The organism is Vibrio sp. 10N.222.47.A9 (assembly GCF_963872585.1).
GTDB classification, from domain to species: domain Bacteria; phylum Pseudomonadota; class Gammaproteobacteria; order Enterobacterales; family Vibrionaceae; genus Vibrio; species Vibrio splendidus.
This window is the reverse complement of the sequence record NZ_CAWNBB010000043.1, coordinates 104,710-124,641: the sequence shown is the minus strand read 5'-3', so window position 1 is coordinate 124,641 and position 19,932 is coordinate 104,710. Positions and strand designations below refer to the sequence as shown.

The window sequence follows — 19,932 nt, the reverse complement described above, 5'->3', positions numbered from 1 at the left end:
AATTAGGCCTGAATAGTCAAACCATGAACCCACATGGAACCAGAACAATAAAGAGGCATGCAATGACGGTTATTCGTAAGCAAGATGTGATCAGCAGTGTCGCTGACGCACTTCAGTACATTTCTTATTATCACCCTTTAGACTTTGTCCAAGCCCTAGAAAAAGCGTATGAGAAAGAAGAGAGCCAAGCAGCAAAAGATGCTATCGCTCAGATTCTGATTAACTCGCGCATGTCTGCGGAAGGCCATCGTCCAATTTGTCAGGATACGGGTATTGTTACTTGTTTCGTGAACATCGGTATGGATGTTAGGTGGGAAACGGATCAAACAGTACAACAGATGGTTGATGAAGGCGTTCGTCAAGCTTACAACAATCCAGATAACCCATTGCGTGCATCTGTCCTAATGGACCCTGCAGGTAAGCGTATTAATACAAAAGACAACACACCAGCGGTTGTTCACATTAATATGGTTCCAGGCAACAAAGTTGAAATTCAAATCGCGGCAAAAGGCGGCGGTTCTGAGAACAAAACCAAGATGGTAATGCTTAACCCTTCTGATGATATTGCAGAGTGGGTAGAGAAGACGCTACCAACTATGGGTGCGGGCTGGTGTCCACCGGGCATGCTTGGTATAGGCATCGGCGGTACGGCTGAGAAAGCAGCAGTACTAGCGAAAGAATCTCTGATGGAACACATCGATATTCAAGACCTTATCGACAAAGGTCCAGAGAACGCAGAAGAAGAGCTTCGTTTAGACATCTTCAACCGTGTAAACAAGCTTGGTATTGGTGCACAAGGTCTTGGCGGTCTAACGACTGTGGTTGACGTTAAAATCAAAACAGCGCCAACGCATGCAGCTTCAAAGCCTGTTTGCTTGATCCCGAACTGTGCAGCAACGCGTCACGTTCACTTCACGCTAGACGGCAGCGGCCCTGCAGAACTAACACCACCTAAGTTAGAAGAGTGGCCAGATATTACTTGGGAAGCAGGCGCAAATACACGCCGTGTTAACCTAGATGAAATTACTAAAGAAGACGTTCAAGAGTGGAAGACTGGCGAAACGGTTCTTCTATCAGGCAAGATCTTAACCGGTCGTGATGCAGCGCATAAGCGTATTCAAGGCATGCTTGAAAGTGGTGAAGGTTTACCTGAAGGCGTTGACCTGAAAGGTAAGTTTATTTACTACGTTGGCCCTGTTGATGCGGTACGCGATGAAGCGGTTGGTCCTGCTGGCCCAACAACGTCTACTCGTATGGATAAGTTCACCGACATGATGCTAGAAGAAACCGGCATTATGGGCATGATTGGTAAAGCAGAACGTGGCCCTGCAACGGTAGAGTCAATCAAACAACATAAATCGGTTTACCTAATGGCCGTTGGCGGTGCAGCTTATTTAGTCGCGAAAGCAATTAAAAAAGCACGCGTGGTTGCGTTTGAAGATCTCGGTATGGAAGCGATTTACGAGTTTGAAGTTGAAGACATGCCGGTAACGGTCGCGGTTGACTCTAACGGCGTGAACGCGCACCAGATCGGCCCTGATACGTGGAAAGTGAAAATTGCTGAAGCTGAAAAAGCATAATTTACCGAAGTCAAAAGTCGTAACAGGCGCTAGCTTCAGCGTTTGAATTGCAATTCTTGACAGAAAGTTGAAGACAAAAGTGCAGCATTATTTGCACTTTTGTCTTATTATCAATGATATAGTGATAAACACATAGTTTGATATAAGAATATAGGAGAGAGGAATGCCTCGTTTTATTCAGATCCTACAGATTATCTTGGCAGTGGTGATTGGTGCTTTTGTTGGTTACGACCTGATCTTGAAAGGGATCAGCATCTTTGATAATAAATACGTGACAATTACTTGTGCGCTTTGGCTAATTGCAGAGATTGCACTGTTTGTTATCTACAAGTTGATTGAAGACGATTAAACGTCGGATATCGCAGAAAAATTCTAAAGCCCCTGATTATGAATGTAGTCAGGGGCTTTTATTCATCTAGCATTAAGAATGTGTATTGCATACTTATCACCATAAGCAAAAACATCAGTATTTAAGATATTCCGATTGGAATAAATAAGTAGGCTATTTTTCCAAATGATTGCGCTCTTGGTGAGTCAGCAATCCAGCCTAACTATCACGGAGTCGTTCAAATGAAACACCTAACTCAAGAAATGAGTGACTTTATAAGCAGAGGAACGGATTCTCACATTCGAGTAGCGGTCACGGGGCTTTCTCGTGCGGGTAAGACAGCATTCATTACTTCGCTGGTTAATCAGCTTCTTCATACGTCTACCCACAAAAATCTACCACTGCTTGCATCAGCGAGAGACGGAAGAATTATTGGCGCTAAACGCATCCCGCAACAAAACATGATGATTCCACGTTTCTCTTATGATGAAGCGATGGAATCTTTGAATGCACAGCCACCAGAATGGCCGGTGCCAACGCGTGATGTCAGTGAGATTCGTCTAGCAATCAAATATAAGCCTGCTAAAGGCGCAAAGAAGCTGCTGAGCAAGAACAGCACCCTTTATCTCGATATTGTTGATTATCCGGGAGAGTGGCTACTTGATTTACCTTTGCTGGATATGGATTTTGATACTTGGAGTCAGTCTCAATTTGCAGCACTAAAAGGCGATAGAGAAACCTACTCGCAACAGTGGAACGCAATGCGTGGTGACGTTGACTTGTTAGCCGAAGCAGACGAAAAGAAATTGGTCGCCATTGCCGATAGCTATACTCAGTACCTTCACACTTGTAAGGATAACGGGTTGCACTGGGTACAGCCGGGTCGATTCGTATTGCCGGGTGAGCTTGAAGGCGCGCCTGTGCTGCAATTTTTCCCGTGCATCGCACCTGAGGGCAAGTTCTCAAAAACAAGTAACTATGCGGTTTTAAAAGCGCGTTATGAAGAGTATCAACAGAAGGTCGTGAAAGCGTTCTACAAGAATCACTTTGCTACGTTCGACAGACAAATCGTGCTGGTGGACTGCTTACAGCCGCTCAATGCGGGCTATGACTCCTTCATGGACATGCGTGGCGCATTAGAGCAGCTACTAAAAAGCTTTAAGTATGGTCGAAGCAATATGCTAAGGCGCTTATTCGCGCCGAAGATCGACAAGATATTATTCGCCGCAACCAAGGCCGATCACGTGACTCCGGATCAACATCCGAACTTGGTATCGCTGTTACAACAGATGGTACATCCGGCTTGGCAACAGGCGGCGTTTGAACATATCGACATGAGTTGCATGAGCATCGCGTCTATTCAAGCGACCAGCGCGGGTTATATATCGTCAGGTTCAGACAATGTCCCTGCTCTGCAAGGTGTGACTTTAGATAATGCTCCTCAAACCATGTATCCGGGTGAGGTGCCGCGTAAACTGCCAAACAAACAGTATTGGGAAACCAACCAGTTTGATTTCACGAGCTTTAGGCCGATGGAGCAACATTCCGATGAGCCTTGCCAACATCTAAGAGTCGACAAGGTTTTAGAGTATCTCATTGGCGACAAGTTGAAGTAATTGAGGCAATCAAAATGAGTGAATTAAAAACAAAGCAGGTCTTTAATGAACCGTTGAAGACCTCTTTTGATGAGCAAGACAAGAGCGAAGTTAGCCCAGGTTTAGGCGCTCAACAACTGTTCACAGAGCAAGAGAAATTTGTTCCTGTCGCACCGCAAGTGGAAGCCGATCTTGATGGTGAAGCTGAGCAGCAATTGGAGCAAGTGATTCGACCGAGCAAAAAGAAGAAGTGGTTTGGAACGGGCTTACTTGTCGCTTTCTCTGGTCTGGTGGGCTGGCAGGCGATTGACTCTGTCATTACCGCGATTCAAACAGCAGACTGGCTTGCGTTAGGTTGGGCTGGCTTTATTGCTGCAATCGCTTCATTAGGCTTGGGCGCAATAGGCAAAGAGCTGTGGAAGCTACGCTCATTGAAAGATCATTTCAGCGTTCAAGAGCAGAGTGAAGAGCTACTTCAGAGCCAAAGTGTCGGTAAAGGCAAATCGTTCTGTGAACACATTGCGAAGCAGGGCGGTATTGTCGCTGAATCACCCGCTTATGATAAATGGCGAAACAGCATTAACCCTGCACACAGCGATGCTGAAGTCTTGGATATGTATGATGCACTCGTTGTTGCCCAACAAGATAAAGTGGCGACTCAAATTGTCACTAAGTTCTCGACCGAATCGGCCGCTTTGGTTGCTGTGAGCCCATTGGCGGCTGCCGATATGTTGCTGGTGGCGTGGCGCAATTTCACCATGATAGACAAGCTTGCTGATGTGTATGGCATTGAGCTTGGTTACTGGTCGCGTATTAAGTTGTTCAAGTTGGTGTTGATCAACATGGCAGCGGCAGGTGCCAGTGAACTCGCGATAGACGCTAGTATGGACCTCGTCTCGATGGATCTTGCAGGCAAGGTTTCAGCTCGAGCAGGGCAGGGGCTCGGTGTCGGTATTCTCACTGCGAGACTGGGTTTAAAAGCCATGACATTGCTGCGCCCTATGCCTTGGCATAATGAGCGAAAAGTAAAAATATCAGATCTTCGTAAAGCCGTCCTTTCGGAAATAAAGCGCATTACGCTTAAATAGAGTGAGTTGCTTATCAATAAAGCGCATCACGCTTAAACAAAGCGAGCTACTGATCAACAAAGCGAGCTACTAACCAACAAAGCGAGCTACTAACCAACAAAGTGTATGACATTGAGTCGTTTGCGAGTGAAGAGTAAACATATGTTTACTCTTCTTCTTGACTGAACTCAGAGCTTAATCCACACTACTGTCAACTTATCCTGACACCTATAATAGGACTATTTGTGCGTCTTGAAGTATTGTGTGAAGACAGACTCGGCTTAACGCGTGAGTTGCTCGATATCTTGGCCTCAAAAAGCATTGATTTAAGAGGAATCGAAATTGATGTTAAAGGCATTATTTACTTAAACTGCCCTGATATTAATTTTGATGCTTTTAGTGAACTTATGGCTGAAATTCGCCGAATTTCAGGTGTGAAGGATGTACGTAAAATCCAATTTATGCCAAGCGAAAGGCATAACACAGAGTTGATTGCTCTGCTGGCAAACCTACCTGACCCTGTGATAGCGATTGACCTTAAAGGCTCAATCGATATGGCAAACCACGCTGCATTGAATCTCTTTAACAAGCAAGAAGACGAAGTGATCGGTGAGCCGCTAGCGACGTTCGTTCCTAGCTTTAACTTCGCTCGTTGGATTGAAGGCGATGTAACGCGCCATCGTGAAGTTGTGGTGTTAGATGGTTTAGATTTCTCTATTGAGATCCTGCCGATTTACCTTGGTGGTGATGTCAACGAAGCGGTACTGGCTAGCGCGGTAATGACAATTCGTTCTTGCAACCAAGAGATGAACACGCCAGACGCAATCCCTGAACAGAATAACCTAGGTTTTGAACACTTTGTTGGTGTCTCTAATCGCCATAAAGCCTTGATCAGCCAAGCTAAGAAACTGGCTATGCTGGATCAACCTCTGCTTATTGAAGGGGATACAGGCACGGGTAAAGAGATGCTGGCTAAAGCGTGTCATAACCGTTCGAACCGAGCGTCATTCCCATTCTTGATTCTAAGCTGTGCATCGATGCCTGATGACGTAGCGGAAACGGAATTGTTTGGTCATGCACCGGGTTCATTTAACCATGAACAAGGTCATAAAGGCATTTTCGAACAAGCGAATGGCGGTACCGTATTTTTAGATGAAATTGGCGAGATGAGCCCGCATCTACAAATCAAACTGCTGCGTTTCCTACAAGATGGTTCATTCCGTCGTGTTGGTGAAGAAGAAGAGATGCACGCGGATGTTCGTATTATCGCATCTACGCGCCATCGTCTATCCGAATTAGCCGACTCGGGCTCGTTCCGTGAAGATCTGTTCTACCGCTTGAACGTGCTGACTTTATCGATTCCTGCTTTGCGTGAACGTTCAAACGATGTTGCCCCATTACTGGAGCTATTCGTTGCAAAGTACGCACAGCAATTAGGCATGTTGAAACCAAAGCTGACTCAAGAACTAATCGACCAATTAGGTAACTACCAATGGCCGGGCAACATTCGTCAGTTAGACAACATGGTTCTACGTGCTCTAACAGAGTTGGATTCAGATACGTTAACGGTTGAGCAATTCCACCTGCCACAGCTTGAAACCATGACTGCTGGAATGGCGAACTTGAGCTTAGACGGCTCGCTTGACGAGATCATGAAAGACTATGAATCTCAGATTCTAGAGAAGCTCTACCAGTCTTTCCCATCAAGCCGTAAGCTTGCAAAACGTTTGAATGTATCTCACACCTCAATTGCGAATAAGCTTCGTGATTACGGTATTAGAAAGAACTGACCGAATAAGAACAAGATTATGGAAGATTTGAGTACACCGGAGCGCATTTGTAAGCGTGACGGTAACCTGATTCTGAGAACGGCTGAAATAGACGACGCAGCGATGATCAGTGCGTACTTTCAGGTTAACAGAGAGTACCTGAAACCTTGGGAACCGATTCGCGAAGATGCGTTCTTTGATAGAGCGAGTTGGGCGCAGCGACTGATTAAGTTAAACGAGCTTCATAAAATGGGGCTAGGCTATTACTGTTTACTGATTAATGCTGACTCTAATGAAATGTTAGGCACCATATCGTTCAGTAATTTGTCTCGTTTCCCGTTCTACGCCTGTAATGTCGGTTACTCATTGGCGCAAAGTGCACAGGGCCACGGTTACATGCGCAGAGGCTTGAGCATGGCAAAAGACTACATGTTTGATGTGCAGAACATGCACCGCTTAATGGCGGGCTACATGCCTCACAATGAACGCAGTGCGGGTGTCTTGGAACATCTTGGCTTTGTTCGAGAAGGCTTCGCCAAAGATTACTTACAGATTAACGGTAAATGGGAAGACCATATACTAACCGCGTTAGTTAACCCTAACTGGGAAGACAAACGCAATGTCTAGACTAAATAGTATCTAGGCGTAAGAACAAGTAACGAATTTAAAGGCAGCGAATATCAAGCGATCTCTAATCGCCGCTGTATCAAAAAGAACATATAGGCATGGTAGAACCATCAGCCTGAGAAGATATTTGAGGAATTTTGATGTCATACACAACTTTGGACGAATACCAAAGAAAATGGATTTTCACTCACCAGTCAATGCCGCTGCCGGCAGAGGATTTGGAAAAGATTAAACCAATGACACAGGCGAGAGCATCTCAGTTCTGGAAAGAGAACGTGAGCCCTCAAAGCCCTGATGCGGAAAGACTAAGCTCGCAAGACTGGCCAAGCAAAACATCGAACTGGAATGAAGAGATCAGCTGGATGGCAAATTGGGAAGCGGATGAGCCTGAAATGCCAGAAGAAATTCTAAACTTCATTGATTGGCAAGATGACGTAACTGTTTATTTTTGTTATGAAAAATACAATGTTTTAGAAACCAAATGGTCAGTTTTCAAGAAACACTGGAAGAACTTTTTGTTCTACGATGATGGCCCGATTCTACTAGGTCGCCGCCGTTCAGAAGCACTTTGGTTTGCTACAAATGGTACCGTTAAAATTGGTAACCGTGCTTAAGTTCGGTGTGATTTAATCGAGCGAATGTTGACGATCCGATCAACAGATAGACAGACAAAAAGCGAGCATTGAGCTCGCTTTTTTTATGCCTAGTGATCTTCGAAGATCATCGGAAAGAAACGATTATTTTACCTCAGTTGAGGATGACTATTTTTACTGACATAGAGCAGTTAAATTTCGAAATTGAGATCGCTATCTCATTGGACTAGTTGAAGTTTTATGGGGTTGAACTATCTTTATATTACTGCCTTAGTGGAGGTGAAGTATTATGATTTGGGATACTCTCGAACGTGTAAATAAACTTCGCAAGGAAGCAATGGAAGATCCAGAGTTTTTGGATTCAGCAAAAATGCATGAGGAATGGCTTTTAAGCGAAACTCATAATCAATCGAACAGAGGAGCTAAAGAGAAGAAACCGAAAAAGTTATCTGATATTTATGAAAATACGGATTTTCCTATCAACCCAACAGGAACGAAACATTAACAATGATGAACTGCAATACGGCTAAGGCTCTTAACCAAGAAGCGATAAGTCGACTAAACATACCAGCCTTAAGCCACCAATAAAAAAGCCACTTTCAACGAATCGAAAGTGGCTTTTTCTTTACTAGTTAGCACTCTAATCTAATGAGCCCTGAAACTAGTTATTAATCAGGCTTAACCCGCTTGGTAATGCATCACCAAACACACGCTTAGATTCGCTCTCAGAAAGTTCAGTCACTTCACTCACTAGCGTTAGCCATGAATCAGGTACCTTGCTTTGCTTTAGCTTCTCAATCACTTGATTACGATAGTCGTCAGAGATATCAAATTGACGGTCACCGGTTTTACGACAAATCATTACAGCAGCGAAGGCGATCATCTGCTCTTTCTGCCAGTTCTGTTCAAGCAGTTTTGGTAACCACTGTTCAGCTTGCTCTCTAGGAATTACGTTGTGTTGGCTACCATACAAAGGCGTTCTTGATGCTAGTCGACCTAGCGCCCACCAGTGAGCCTGTTCAAATTGGTTATGGTTAATCGCTTTGCTCAAGAACCAGCTTGCCAGCAGAACTTTGTCTTCCACTTCAAGTTGCTCAAGTGACGCCGCCAAACGAACCATGGCTTCATAGCCATTGTCTTGTGCATCTTTGGCTGTCTTAGGGTTTTTCATTGCCCCTGGATGAAGGTATTTAGCGATGTCAGCCAAGATACTCTCTTGCTGCTCTTGGTTTAATCCACCGGCAACACGACGCCAGAATACCCACCAGTCCGTCCAACCTTGGTGGTTCTGGAACTGAATGTTTTGTTGGTAAAGGCCCCAAATTTGTTCGATACGCCATGAGTCAGTCGGATCGCCAAAGCCTGGACGCAGCGAGTAGCCCGCCAAACGCAGCCAGTTCTTCTCGTGTGCTTCTGAACGACGACGGCGTTTACGACCTAATGAAAAGGTATCAAACAGATGGCGAAGGGTCGTGAAGTCCCATTCATCGCGCTTACCAAGTCGCTTCTCAAGATCTTTCGATAGTGTTTTGATCTCTTTCGATTCAGCACTCTTCTTGTTGCCGCTGTACAGGCGAGAAATCAATTCCTTACATTCATCCAGTCTTGGGTGAAGTTTAGCGGTATCAGACTCATCGCCTTGCTTGTTTCTAACTTCGAACTCAAGCAACCAACGCTTGGTGTCATCTTCCGTACTCACACACTCCATTTTCAGTGTGCCGACTTCCGTTAATTGACACGCGAGCAATACTTCAACGCGCTCTTTTTGGTTGGCTTGAAGCTCTGCAGTGCCAGACCCTTCCAGCGTAGAAATATAAGGTGGAAGAGGGGAGAACAAATCAGCGTCGACATTGACCATCACACCATTTTGAATAGCGGTGTCATGAGCAATTTGATCGTGTGTTGAAGTCAGAAGATTAAATCGTACCGGTTCGCCTAAAGTCAGCGAGAAACGACGGCTGTTCAAGCGTATCTCTTGGCCTTCTTCGGTTCCTTTGGCAAGCAGACAAAGCGCTTTACCCATCTTGTTCTTCTCTTGCAGATGCAGGAAGTAAGAACGGGCAGCACCGCCACCGATTTTCAGTTGTGCACCGCGGCGTGCTTTACCAAAAGCTACTGCACCAAGGGCTACAGACCAATCTGGATGAGGGTTATCAAGCACTGTGATAGGAGAACCGTTCCAGTTGTCCAGTAGCTGAGTAATTCGCTCTGTTACCAGCTCACTATTGAACACACCACCATTGAGTAGCACACCAACAGGAATTGCAGGTTTGGTGTCATCAAACTCAACAGAGTCTGACTTTTCCAATGCGGCTTTAGATACTTGCTGATGTGTCGCTAAGAATTCGGCAACGTGCTTACTTACCGCAGGATCTGCTGCGTAGGGTAGGCCGAACTCTACCACCGCGCTACGTCGTTTGTCGGGTACTTCCGTAAACTCAGAAAGCGGGAAGAAACCTTCCAGTGCAATCTGATGAACTTCTTGTTTCGTTAAACCAATACTCTTGGTACCGCCAAGTAGCTTTGAACCGCTGCCCAGCATGGTGATCTTTACATCGTCTGGCGCGTTAACAGAAAGCAGGCTCTCTTTTGCGGCGCGAGTCTGTTGAATCAGTTTGGTTAGGCTCGAAGCATTCAGCTTTTTGTTTTGATTGAAGCGTTGCTCTGCAAGGTGGGCAAGGGCTAAATCTAGGTTATCACCACCGAGCATCAAGTGTTCGCCAACGCCGATACGGTCGAGTGCGAGTTCTTGGTCATCGCCATTGTTTGAGTTGAAGCTTGCTTCGATCAAACTTAAATCGGTGGTACCACCGCCGACATCACACACTAGAATCAGCGGGATCTGTTGAAGCTCATCGGCTGCGGTTTGTTGATGACGGGCATACCAGTCGTAACACACAGCTTGAGGCTCTTCGAGTAATAGAATCTTACCTAAGCCAGCAAGTGCTGCCGCTTCAAGTGTCAGCTTGCGTGCTGTCTCATCGAATGAAGCAGGAACGGTGACTACAACGTCTTGGTCTTCAAGCTTGTTGCTTGGGTTACGGTAGTTCCATGCTTGGCGAATGTGGTTGAGGTAGCTTGCACTAGCCACAACTGGCGATACTTTATCGACGTCAGTTGCGCCTGCCCACGGCAGAATGTCGGAGTTACGATCAACCGCTTGGTGAGATAACCAGCTTTTTGCACTGGATACTTGGCGGCCTTCAACTTTGGCGCCCAGTTCGCGTGCCCATTCGCCTACGATGACATTTTGAATATCGCCTTCAACTAAGCTCGGTTCCCAAGGCATGGTGAGATCGGAAGGGGAGATCTGACCTTGTGCGGGATGATAACGAAATGATGGAAGTAGTGGCTTGCGAACCACTTCACCGGGGCCGATGAGTTGGTCAATATCGAAAAGAGAAACGGGAGCATGTTGTAGGTCGTCGTTGATTTCACAGTAAGCGACAACAGTATTGGTTGTGCCTAAGTCAATGCCGACTAAAAAACGAGGAGATGCCATACAAAACCTTATTCTGCCAAAGTGATGACCAGTTAATGGATAATCTTGGTCTTATTATTGTCTTTGGAATGCTTTTAATACAGGGCTAGGGAATCGCATTGATAAAGTAACGGCACCCGTTAAGGTGCCGTTGATTCATTATGCTTCTACGTTTGAGTCGTTATTCGAGTCTTCACGAACGTCGAACTCAACATGCCACTTCTGACCATTGTCAGTCGCAATGGCTTCTAGATATAACGTGCCTAGTTCAGTAACGCGAGAAGCCAAAGTCACGGGAACCACTTCACCTTCGCGACGACCTTCAGAAACAGGCAGTGTCACTTGGATTTCAGGAAGCTCATCCAGATCTTCTGGAGCCCAGTGATCAAGGTGCGTACCCGCTTCATCTTCACGACGTGTTGTTGAACCGAAGAATTGGAAGTGTACTGGCTGGCCAATCACTAGACCAAACTCTTGGCTAGGCACTTGAACGCTTGAGCCTTCTTCCATGCCAAATGGTGCTACACACAATGCTTCCATTGGAGGCGCCATACCTGGAATTGCTGGCATCGCGCTCTCAATTCCTACGTAGTAAGAAGAAGCGATACCACCGCGGATACGAACGCCTTGGCCACGACGTACTGCGCCGTAGTAAGAAGCGCCACTTGCAACCGCTAGGTCTAAGTCTAAACCTGAAAGTTGTTTAGCAAATTCAGCGTCGGCATTAATTAGCCATTCATTGATCGTGTCTGAAAGACGATCAGCAAGTAGATTCGATTTTAGAACACCACCATTGAATAGTACTGCTGTTGGTTTGATGAAGTCTGCCGCTGGCGCTTCTGACCCTTGCGCTTCTGTAGCGGGCATACCGGGCATGTTTGCAAACGGGTTGAAATCTTGCTGAGCGGTTTCGCTATTTCCAGAAAGCGCGTTCGCTTGCTTAGAAAGGAACGCGGCAATGTGACGAGTAATACCTGCGTCTTGAGCGTAAGGCAGACCCATTTGAGTCAATGCGCCACGCGTCTTTTGTACTGGGTGCTCAGTCACCGCTACTTTCGGGAAGAAGCCATCAACCAATGTTTGTTGTACTTCTTGCTGAGTCAGATCTGTTTTCAGTGTTGCGCCCAGTAGTTTAGAACCACGGCTTGGAACAACGATTGGCACAGATTGAAGCTCAGCATCATTAAGCAATGCTTCTTTCGCATCACGACACGCGTGAGTCATCGCTTGAACCTGCCAAGGAGCCAGTTCTTTGCCTTCTTGAGCCAGTTTCATCTTAAGACGGTAAGCGAGAGCCAAGTCCATGTTGTCGCCGCCCAGTAGGATATGTTCACCTACAGCGATACGGTTCAGGCTTAGGTTGCCTTCATCTTGTGTTACTTCAACCAACGAAAGGTCAGTCGTACCACCACCGATATCGACAACAAGAACGATGTCACCAACGTTTACTTCATCACGCCATGTGTCGTTGCTGTTATCAATCCAGCTGTAAAGAGCCGCTTGTGGCTCTTCAAGAAGCGTCAGGTGAGTGAAACCAACATTACGCGCAGCTTCTGCTGTTAGGTCACGAGCCGCAGGATCAAACGAAGCAGGAACCGTGATCGTTACATCTTGCTCTGCCAGTTTGTGTTCTGGGTTAGCGTGGTTCCAAGCATCTTTAAGGTGCTCTAGGTACAACTCAGTTGTCTTAAGCGGAGATACCTTTTCAACTTCTTCAGGGCTGCCTGCAGGAAGGAACGCATCACGACGGTTCACACCACCGTGGCATAGCCAAGATTTTGCACTTGCTACCAAACGGATAGGGGTTTTCGAACCTAGGTTACGCGCAATCGCACCGACTAGCGCTTTTGGCTCTGAAGACCAAGGAAGAACGCGAGAGCCCGCATTCATTTCATGTTCGTGCGGCTGGTATAGGAACGAGCCAAGTTGGCTGCGAGTTTCTACTGTACCTGGAGCCGTCAATTGAGGGATTTGCATCACCTCTACGCGAGCATCTTCATTGCTTGTGTCGATGTAAGACAAAACGCAGTGTGTGGTACCTAAATCGATACCAACACTGAACTTAGGCGCTTGCTCTTGTGAATGCATCTGCGGCGTATGTTCTTGAGAAGAAGACTCGTGCGATGATGGCTGAGTTTGGTGTTCCATTATAGCTCTACCTCTGCCGGTGCAATTACAGATGCATCGTAGTTTTCAGCAAGCTTAGGCAGGTTCATGTCAGTTGCTTTCCAACCTTTGTGAACCAATGTGCCATTGAACGGTGCGTTACCCGTTACATTGCCAGTTAGGCGAATTTCTTGTGGGTTGAAGCCTTCAACAACCGTGATACGTGTTTCTTCATCTTCAGTGCGGATGTGAGAAAGCGTTACGTAGTCTGCTAGTACTTTTTTACCGCCAGTGTGAATAACACGTGCTGCTGCACCAACTTCTTCATCAGAGAATGATGTTAGGTCTTCTTTTAGGAAGTCGATTAAACGCGCTTCTTGTTGCATTATAGACAGAAGTTGCATTGCAGAATCTGTCGGCGCTGTTGCTAGCTTAGATTCAACCTCAACGACTTTCTCGATCACTTTTTCTACTTCAACAACTTTCTCTACTTCGACAATTTTTTCAACTTGCTTTTCAACTTCAACGATTTTCTCTACTGGTTTTTCTACGACTTTCTCAACCACTTTGGTTTTACGAGAAACGGCAATTAGCAGTAGTAAAACGCTTGATGCAGTTAGGCCTGCGTGAAGCATATCAAACGTTTGTGGGATTAGGTTCAAATCAACGATCATAGTGATTTCTCTTTAAAATTGATTTAACGGTATATTCGTCGGTTTAAAGGAATATACAGGTTGGAAAGAAACTCAATGGCATAAGGCCGAAATGGTCACTTTCAAGCTATAAATATGGGTGGATACTAGCATATTCAAGGTTTAAGGGCTTTATTTAATGTTTTCAATAAACTGGCTTTTTGGTGAGTTAGCTTGAAAGTTAATCGAGATTTGTTGGTTTATTAGCCGTAAATGTCCATGGGTTGTAAATAGTGTTAGTTTTATCCCATTGTGAGAGTCAAAGATAAATAGAGCCTAGCATTCCGGCAGTGTATACTTTCGACTCAAAATAACATCATATGGGAAGCTGTATGCCCCACACTACCGACCCCATAACAGGGTTGAAGAAACGAACTTTGCCGTTAGTTGTCTTTTTTGCCACATTTTTGATGACGGTGTTGTGTTTTGTTTTGGTTGCGGCGAATCAAAATAGGTCTTTGAATGAGAATCTGGATAGCTTTGCTCAGCATCAAACGCTCAGTTTAAAAGCGTTTATTGATAACGATGTTGCTTATATCGGTTCCGGTGCGAATTTTTTCTATTCTAATGATGTCGATAGTCGGGATCGATTTGATCGTTTTGCTCAGCAAACGATTAACGGCTCGAAAAGCCTGATCGGATTGCAGTGGATGCAAAAAGTAGCGGTAGAAGATCTTGCCGAGCACACCGCCAAAATGAAAGCTCAATACCCATCCTATAGAATGTTTACTATCCCTAAACATGGGCCAAAAACTTATGGTTATGTCTTGGATGGCGAGCCCGTATTTATCGCGACAGATATTTATCCGAATGATCCAGTGAACAACGGTGTTTTGGGTTTTTACTCTTCTCGTGAGCGGTTTAATCTGATCATTGAGAACATTAAAAAAACACGTGAAGCGAATATTTCAGACAAAGTTAGTCTATTGCAAGATGGTTTAGACAGCAACACACCTAAGAGCGGAATGTTGGTTTACCACCCTGTGTTTGATGGTCAAACGGACAATTTGTTAGGGGTTGTGATTGGTGTTGTTCGTACCACATACTATTTTGAGAAACTTCTGGCGTCTACTGTCGGCGATATGGACGTTTATGTGCGTGTTACCGATAGCGGTTTTGAAGCTGAAGATGCCCCGATAATGTTCGAAACCAATGGTTATGAAGCGGTAACTGGGCAGCACATTACAAAGACGATTACATTAACTAACCGTGAATGGATCATCGACTTCAAGATAGATGCATGTATTTCATTTAATGGTTACTTAGTGTTGGCGGGAATCGGCATAGTTGGTACCACTATCTCATTACTGCTTGCTTATATTGTGAACCTGCAAATTCGAGAGAAAGAGCGCTTGTATCGAATGATTGATGAAAGAACAGAAGAGCTTCGCTTTCTTGCCAATCATGACAGTTTAACGGAAATTTATAATCGCCGAGCTTTTAATAAGATGCTTGGTCAATCGATACAAAGTGATAAGCCGTTTAGCTTAATAGTGTTTGATGTTGATAAGTTTAAAGAGATCAATGATAAGTTTGGGCACCCAGCCGGTGATGCGTTACTTATCCATGTGATTAAGGTTATCTCAGTGAGCTTGAAGTCTGGAGATAACCTATTCCGGATGGGAGGGGATGAGTTCGGTATCATTTCGAGCATCACCGAACATGACTCATTGTCTCGCTATTTAGAATGTATTTTAGATACGGTGAGTGAGTCTCATTGCGAGCATTCTAGCCAGCTATTGAGTTGCACTCTAAGCATCGGGGCTACCATCCGCACTAATGAAGACATTGAAGCGCTCCTTCAAAAAACTGACAGCATGTTGTACCTAAGTAAGTCAAATGGCCGAAATCGAGTCACAATTGCAGGCTAAATGAGCACTTGATGCAACTGGGGTCGAGTTCTTTATTAGGCTCATGTACAATTTCACGAAATTTTTGACGAGAGAATTAGGCGACGTATGAATCACAATCGAGTGGTGTGTTTCGATTTGGAAATGTGCTGTTGGAGCGAAGACGGTGTAGGAACAACAGGGGAGATCATTGAAATTGGTCTTGCTGAGATCGATCTTGTATCTGGAACCATCGTGAAGCGCGCGCAATATTACGTTAAGCCCGAAAAAGACGAAGTCTCTCTATTCTGCGCCGAGTTAACGGGCATTACACCTCGTAAAATCGAAAAACAGGGTCGCCCATTAGAGTCTGTTATCAAGTCGATGATTAAGAACTTCGGTGGCCCAAAGAAAATCTATGCAGCATGGGGACGTGACGACCTTATCTTACATAAAGAGTGTATTGAGAAAGGCATTGAACCTCCGTTCAGCGAGTTCTTGAATATCGCCACGCTTTATCGAGTTCAGAATCGATTGAAAGAGAAACGTATTGGTCACCGTGCTGCTCAAGAAGCGAAAAACATTGAGTGGGAAGGTCGTCAGCACTCGGGTTATGTCGATGCTTATAACTTGGCAAAGCTTGCGCTGACGATGTTGTAATCGTTTGTGTTTCAGAGAGGCGCTTGGTTAAATACTGAAAAGTTAAACACTTAAAGTTAGCCTGAATTTTGTGAGTTATTAAAATGAAGAGCCACCTACTTATTAGGTGGTTTTTTTGTGCCTGTTATTTGAGGGCAATGACGATCCAAATTGAGGGCAATGACTATTCACGCTGAGGGGAATGACTACTCACGTTAAGGGCAATGACTATTCCAAGAAACCTAATTTCAACAAGTGGTTTATCAATAGTGAATGGCTACATCGCTTATTTTACGAGTGAATAATATTCGTTTGAAATTTAGCTTTTTAATTAATATTAAATCTTAGGTCTCGACCTTGATTGGGTAGGGCTAGGTGGTAGCGTTAGCTCACCCAAAACAAGGAGAATAGGATGAAGAACATTATTAAGTATGGATTGGCACTGGGGGCGCTAAGCGTAAGTGCGTTGGTTTCGGCACAACCCGTTGTATTGATAAACACTTTTTCAGTCGAGCAAGCCCATGAAGCCGCTACGTTAACGTATTGGGAAGATGCGCGAGACGTATTGGTGAAGCAACCTGGATATATCTCTACCAAATTGCACCGCTCTTTAAGCTCGGATGCGACATACCGTTTTATTAATGTTGCAGAGTGGGAAAGCAAAAAGCATTTCCATGATGCGATACAGGCGATGAGAAAAGAATTACCACCTTTAAAAATTGAAGGGGTTTCTGCTGACCCTAACTTGTATGAAATTATTCGCGACTAATTAGGAAGCCACCATAATGAAAACAACTCTAGGAACCTTTTTAGCTATTTTTAGCTTTCTATTTTCAGCCATTCTTTTTTCAACCCATGCCCACGCAGCGGCATACGGCGTGTCAGTGGCTTGGAAAACCGATGACGCCCAAGCCGTATTTGAGGCAATGCCTCATCAGAAAAAAGCATTTGCCAACCTGATTGATGCGGGCTTGGTACACGATATGTTCGTATCACAAAGCTTAATTGGGGATAAAAAGTTTCCGATGATTAAGTTTGTGATTGAAGCGGACAGTGAGCAGCACGTTAGAGACTTGATTGGTAACTTACCATTCCAATTTAAAGAGCTTGTAGAGGTGACTGAAATCAGAGACATCGGTAATAAGTGGTTAAACACGGATGTCGCTTTCACAAACTACGCAGTAGAACTTGCTTGGAAAGAGCCTGAGAATCAATTCATTGTCGATGAGGTTATTAGCAAAGATTTGCAAATGGTTGTCGATTGGAGTGCTCAAGGTGTGATTACGTCTGCTTACTTAAAACATCAAGAAATAGCAGAAGAGAAGCCAAACCAAAAAGCGATGATCAGGCCAGTCTATTCAATGGCAATATTGGCTAAAAACGAAGAGCAAGCGCGCGAAGTTGCTAATCAGTTGAATGCAGTAAAGCTAGGCTTCGCTGAAGTTATGGTAAGTGAACTTGGATTCAAACTGGAACTCTAATTTCGCTAGAACAGAATTGTGACCTCGTTTTCAGATTGCGTAACGACGAGGTTTTAATATAGGGCCATGACCAGTTTAGAGTTAAACCTTGGCTATGTTCAAAGGTGAGTGAGTTTACGTGACTGACTCACCTTGTTGTTATTTTATATTGTTACTCACTGAGCCTATATTGTTACTCGCTGAGCTTATATTTAGCTTAATTATTGGCTAAACTTATCACTACTCTTTTCTATGTATGGTTTGCTATTAGTTCGACCAAACAAACACTTTTTTGATGACCTTTTTATTTATGAACACCTCGCCGAAATGAACGCCAATAGCCATGAAAAAATCACCTTAGACGCTTCGGGCATCGAATTGATTAATAACACACTCATTGATTCGGAATCTGGTAAGCGGGTCACCTTATCCCCCTCAGAAGGTCTGATCCTTGAGCATCTAGTGAAGAACAGCCCAAAAGCCGTTGGTCGAGACTTTTTACTTGAGCATTGCTGGCCGGGCAGGGTTGTGACGGGCAGTTCACTTAATGTCGCGGTTAAGAACATTCGCACGGCATTAAATTCGTTTGAGTGTGATTGCAAAATCTTAACGGTTCAAAAGGAAGGGTACAGCTTCAATGGTTTGAAACAGGTCGGTAGTTATTTATCGATGCCAACACCTACCGCTGAAGCGCATGTTGAAGCTGCGTTTTCAGAGAAAGCTGGCATCGTTTCGGAGAAAACCACCATCGTTGATGAGTTAACATCACCGCCACCGTTTAAGCTTTCAGGCATGAACCAACAAGCTGGGCAATCAAAGCAACAGGCTCCACAATCACGTCAGTTCAAGGCGAAGCACTTTATCGCTCGTCACCAATCTCGTATTGCCGGAATGGTAGTCAGCGCGCTTCTTCTCATGCTGTTTTATCAGTTTGCTTTTTTTATAGATAAGAGTGCCTACCGAGGTATGGATGTTTATCACGACAGTTTGAATTTTGATGAAGCAGTTATAAAAGAGCTGGATGCCGTGTCAGAGCTCGGTGTTGATTCGCTCTATCTGCATCGCATTGGTGTTGGGTGTCAAAATATCCAAGCCGTCGCCTTGATAAATGGACATTGGAAAGAGATAAGCCATCAGTTTAAAACTGTCTCTTGCGAAGTCGACAATAACAATGAGCGAGGGCAATAAGTATGAATCGTAAGTTTTTGATGCCTATCTTATTGACGCTGTTTGTGATTCTAAATGTAGGCCTGATCTCTGGGCTCGCAACCAAAAGTACCTATCGATTTTCTGCGGAATACCCGATGGTCGGGTGGGAGAGAATCTCGCTCCGATTGGAAAATGGTCGAGTCAAAATGCAGTACATTGGCTATGACATGGATGGGAATGTCGCTCAAACCAAGCAAATGTTTGGTGTGTTCTTGCGCTGGGGGAATCATTACTACCTTTATCAATTGGACCAGGATCAGGCCCAAGATAAGCAGACATTCAATATCAAGCACTTATACATTCAACAAACGCAAGGCAAGCGCAGTGTGTTGGTATCAAATCAGCGCGGCCTTTATGTCACTAAGAAGGGCACGCCGTTAGAGCTCAAAGGCATCATGCATGGCGATCGATTACGCTAATACAGAGGCTTAATGCTAGTAGAGAGCCTTTGGTTAGCTTTTACCGAGTACGTTCAGCTTAGTCTTGATAAAGTCACTGTGGTCAACGTAGAGCAGCTCCGCTGTTTTACGGATCACAGAATCTTCGATAGGGTCAATTTCACCGTCTGCGTGCGCCACTTCCCACATCGCTTTGATTAAGTCGATTCGCACTGGCTGAGACAGGTCTCTGAGTTGAGATGTAAAGTCATACAGCGAGACTGATTGCTCTACTTTCGGTTCTGCTTGCTCTAGCAGCACCTTTGCTTGTTCTTCGTCTAAATCCAGCAAACGTTGCAGAAGCTGTAGCTTAGCGACTCTTTCTGATTCATTGATCTGATGGTCGGCTCCCGCGACTTCACACAATAAACTCGCAATGGCGACATTAGGTGATGTGCCTTGGTTTTTGCTTAGGTCCTGGCCTTCAATCAATTGTTTAAACATTGATGTGAGAGAATTGAACATAACGAGCTCCAGTTAAAAATTTTATCGGGTTCCGTAACGCTGATAGCTATCAACT

At 44.8% G+C, this 19,932-nt stretch carries 18 protein-coding genes; 14 read left to right on the top strand and 4 right to left on the bottom strand.

What is annotated here, in order from left to right:
* Window positions 1–62: 62 nt before the first annotated feature.
* The 8 genes from AACT19_RS13455 (at window position 63) to AACT19_RS13420 (ending at window position 8,064) form a co-directional block, all read left to right on the top strand.
* Window positions 63–1,580, top strand: coding sequence for a fumarate hydratase (locus AACT19_RS13455; protein WP_004734730.1), 1,518 nt, complete (start codon window positions 63–65; stop codon window positions 1,578–1,580).
* A 163-nt stretch (window positions 1,581–1,743) separates the two neighbouring features.
* Entirely contained in the window at window positions 1,744–1,929 is a 186-nt protein-coding gene (locus tag AACT19_RS13450) for a hypothetical protein (RefSeq protein WP_004734731.1), read from the top strand.
* Between the two features lie 221 nt (window positions 1,930–2,150).
* Window positions 2,151–3,524 carry a YcjX family protein gene (locus AACT19_RS13445; protein ID WP_076646697.1) on the top strand — a complete coding sequence of 458 codons (1,374 nt, stop codon included), beginning with the start codon at window positions 2,151–2,153 and terminating at the stop codon, window positions 3,522–3,524.
* A 14-nt stretch (window positions 3,525–3,538) separates the two neighbouring features.
* Window positions 3,539–4,591, top strand: coding sequence for a YcjF family protein (locus AACT19_RS13440; RefSeq protein WP_076646695.1), 1,053 nt, complete (start codon window positions 3,539–3,541; stop codon window positions 4,589–4,591).
* A 224-nt stretch (window positions 4,592–4,815) separates the two neighbouring features.
* A complete protein-coding gene (tyrR, locus tag AACT19_RS13435; RefSeq protein WP_017077872.1) occupies window positions 4,816–6,360 on the top strand; it encodes a transcriptional regulator TyrR in 1,545 nt (514 codons plus the stop codon).
* A gap of 18 nt (window positions 6,361–6,378) precedes the next feature.
* The gene (gene rimJ, locus AACT19_RS13430; protein WP_017094348.1) at window positions 6,379–6,966 is read left to right on the top strand and encodes a ribosomal protein S5-alanine N-acetyltransferase; all 588 of its coding nucleotides are present in this window, start codon (window positions 6,379–6,381) and stop codon (window positions 6,964–6,966) included.
* 140 nt (window positions 6,967–7,106) lie between these two features.
* Complete coding sequence (locus tag AACT19_RS13425; RefSeq protein WP_076646693.1) at window positions 7,107–7,580, top strand: DUF2947 domain-containing protein; 474 nt, start codon at window positions 7,107–7,109, stop codon at window positions 7,578–7,580.
* A 268-nt stretch (window positions 7,581–7,848) separates the two neighbouring features.
* Window positions 7,849–8,064: a hypothetical protein gene (locus tag AACT19_RS13420; protein ID WP_076646691.1), complete on the top strand. Its 216-nt coding sequence runs from the start codon at window positions 7,849–7,851 to the stop codon at window positions 8,062–8,064.
* 156 nt (window positions 8,065–8,220) lie between these two features.
* Here AACT19_RS13420 and AACT19_RS13415 read toward each other — a convergent pair whose 3' ends face one another.
* From AACT19_RS13415 to AACT19_RS13405, 3 genes are all read right to left on the bottom strand, one after another.
* Complete coding sequence (locus AACT19_RS13415; protein ID WP_065681266.1) at window positions 8,221–11,061, bottom strand: Hsp70 family protein; 2,841 nt, start codon at window positions 11,059–11,061, stop codon at window positions 8,221–8,223.
* A gap of 138 nt (window positions 11,062–11,199) precedes the next feature.
* Window positions 11,200–13,188, bottom strand: a complete 1,989-nt coding sequence (locus AACT19_RS13410; RefSeq protein ID WP_076646689.1) for an Hsp70 family protein — start codon at window positions 13,186–13,188, stop codon at window positions 11,200–11,202.
* Window positions 13,188–13,820 carry a DUF2760 domain-containing protein gene (locus AACT19_RS13405; RefSeq protein ID WP_017108190.1) on the bottom strand — a complete coding sequence of 211 codons (633 nt, stop codon included), beginning with the start codon at window positions 13,818–13,820 and terminating at the stop codon, window positions 13,188–13,190. The genes AACT19_RS13410 and AACT19_RS13405 overlap by 1 nt, the downstream gene beginning before the upstream one ends.
* A gap of 350 nt (window positions 13,821–14,170) precedes the next feature.
* Here AACT19_RS13405 and AACT19_RS13400 point away from each other — a divergent pair, with 350 nt between their 5' ends.
* From AACT19_RS13400 to AACT19_RS13375, 6 genes are all read left to right on the top strand, one after another.
* Entirely contained in the window at window positions 14,171–15,709 is a 1,539-nt protein-coding gene (locus tag AACT19_RS13400; protein ID WP_076646687.1) for a sensor domain-containing diguanylate cyclase, read from the top strand.
* Between the two features lie 87 nt (window positions 15,710–15,796).
* The gene (locus AACT19_RS13395) at window positions 15,797–16,327 is read left to right on the top strand and encodes a 3'-5' exonuclease (RefSeq protein ID WP_004734743.1); all 531 of its coding nucleotides are present in this window, start codon (window positions 15,797–15,799) and stop codon (window positions 16,325–16,327) included.
* Between the two features lie 391 nt (window positions 16,328–16,718).
* Complete coding sequence (locus tag AACT19_RS13390) at window positions 16,719–17,075, top strand: antibiotic biosynthesis monooxygenase family protein (RefSeq protein WP_076646685.1); 357 nt, start codon at window positions 16,719–16,721, stop codon at window positions 17,073–17,075.
* Window positions 17,076–17,091: 16 nt separating this feature from the next.
* Window positions 17,092–17,787 (top strand): hypothetical protein, encoded by a 696-nt coding sequence (locus tag AACT19_RS13385; protein ID WP_076646683.1) that lies wholly within the window; start codon window positions 17,092–17,094, stop codon window positions 17,785–17,787.
* 441 nt (window positions 17,788–18,228) lie between these two features.
* On the top strand, window positions 18,229–18,954 hold the full coding sequence (locus tag AACT19_RS13380) for a winged helix-turn-helix domain-containing protein (RefSeq protein ID WP_445286121.1): 726 nt from the start codon (window positions 18,229–18,231) through the stop codon (window positions 18,952–18,954).
* A 2-nt stretch (window positions 18,955–18,956) separates the two neighbouring features.
* Complete coding sequence (locus tag AACT19_RS13375) at window positions 18,957–19,394, top strand: hypothetical protein (protein ID WP_076646680.1); 438 nt, start codon at window positions 18,957–18,959, stop codon at window positions 19,392–19,394.
* 33 nt (window positions 19,395–19,427) lie between these two features.
* Here the strand turns inward: AACT19_RS13375 and AACT19_RS13370 are convergent, their stop codons facing one another.
* On the bottom strand, window positions 19,428–19,877 hold the full coding sequence (locus AACT19_RS13370) for a tellurite resistance TerB family protein (RefSeq protein ID WP_004734748.1): 450 nt from the start codon (window positions 19,875–19,877) through the stop codon (window positions 19,428–19,430).
* Between the last annotated feature and the right edge of the window lie 55 nt (window positions 19,878–19,932).

Excerpts from the sequence above, each read along its gene's own strand:
- AACT19_RS13415 (WP_065681266.1), bottom strand. The coding sequence starts at position 11,061 with ATGGCATCTCCTCGTTTTTTAGTCGGCATTGACTTAGGCACAACCAAT.
- AACT19_RS13370 (WP_004734748.1), bottom strand. The coding sequence starts at position 19,877 with ATGTTCAATTCTCTCACATCAATGTTTAAACAATTGATTGAAGGCCAG.
- AACT19_RS13440 (WP_076646695.1), top strand. The coding sequence starts at position 3,539 with ATGAGTGAATTAAAAACAAAGCAGGTCTTTAATGAACCGTTGAAGACC.
- AACT19_RS13395 (WP_004734743.1), top strand. The coding sequence starts at position 15,797 with ATGAATCACAATCGAGTGGTGTGTTTCGATTTGGAAATGTGCTGTTGG.
- AACT19_RS13410 (WP_076646689.1), bottom strand. The coding sequence starts at position 13,188 with ATGGAACACCAAACTCAGCCATCATCGCACGAGTCTTCTTCTCAAGAA.
- AACT19_RS13420 (WP_076646691.1), top strand. The coding sequence starts at position 7,849 with ATGATTTGGGATACTCTCGAACGTGTAAATAAACTTCGCAAGGAAGCA.
- AACT19_RS13455 (WP_004734730.1), top strand. The coding sequence starts at position 63 with ATGACGGTTATTCGTAAGCAAGATGTGATCAGCAGTGTCGCTGACGCA.
- AACT19_RS13450 (WP_004734731.1), top strand. The coding sequence starts at position 1,744 with ATGCCTCGTTTTATTCAGATCCTACAGATTATCTTGGCAGTGGTGATT.
- AACT19_RS13425 (WP_076646693.1), top strand. The coding sequence starts at position 7,107 with ATGTCATACACAACTTTGGACGAATACCAAAGAAAATGGATTTTCACT.
- AACT19_RS13390 (WP_076646685.1), top strand. The coding sequence starts at position 16,719 with ATGAAGAACATTATTAAGTATGGATTGGCACTGGGGGCGCTAAGCGTA.
- AACT19_RS13405 (WP_017108190.1), bottom strand. The coding sequence starts at position 13,820 with ATGATCGTTGATTTGAACCTAATCCCACAAACGTTTGATATGCTTCAC.
- AACT19_RS13375 (WP_076646680.1), top strand. The coding sequence starts at position 18,957 with ATGAATCGTAAGTTTTTGATGCCTATCTTATTGACGCTGTTTGTGATT.
- AACT19_RS13385 (WP_076646683.1), top strand. The coding sequence starts at position 17,092 with ATGAAAACAACTCTAGGAACCTTTTTAGCTATTTTTAGCTTTCTATTT.
- AACT19_RS13400 (WP_076646687.1), top strand. The coding sequence starts at position 14,171 with ATGCCCCACACTACCGACCCCATAACAGGGTTGAAGAAACGAACTTTG.
- AACT19_RS13445 (WP_076646697.1), top strand. The coding sequence starts at position 2,151 with ATGAAACACCTAACTCAAGAAATGAGTGACTTTATAAGCAGAGGAACG.
- rimJ (WP_017094348.1), top strand. The coding sequence starts at position 6,379 with ATGGAAGATTTGAGTACACCGGAGCGCATTTGTAAGCGTGACGGTAAC.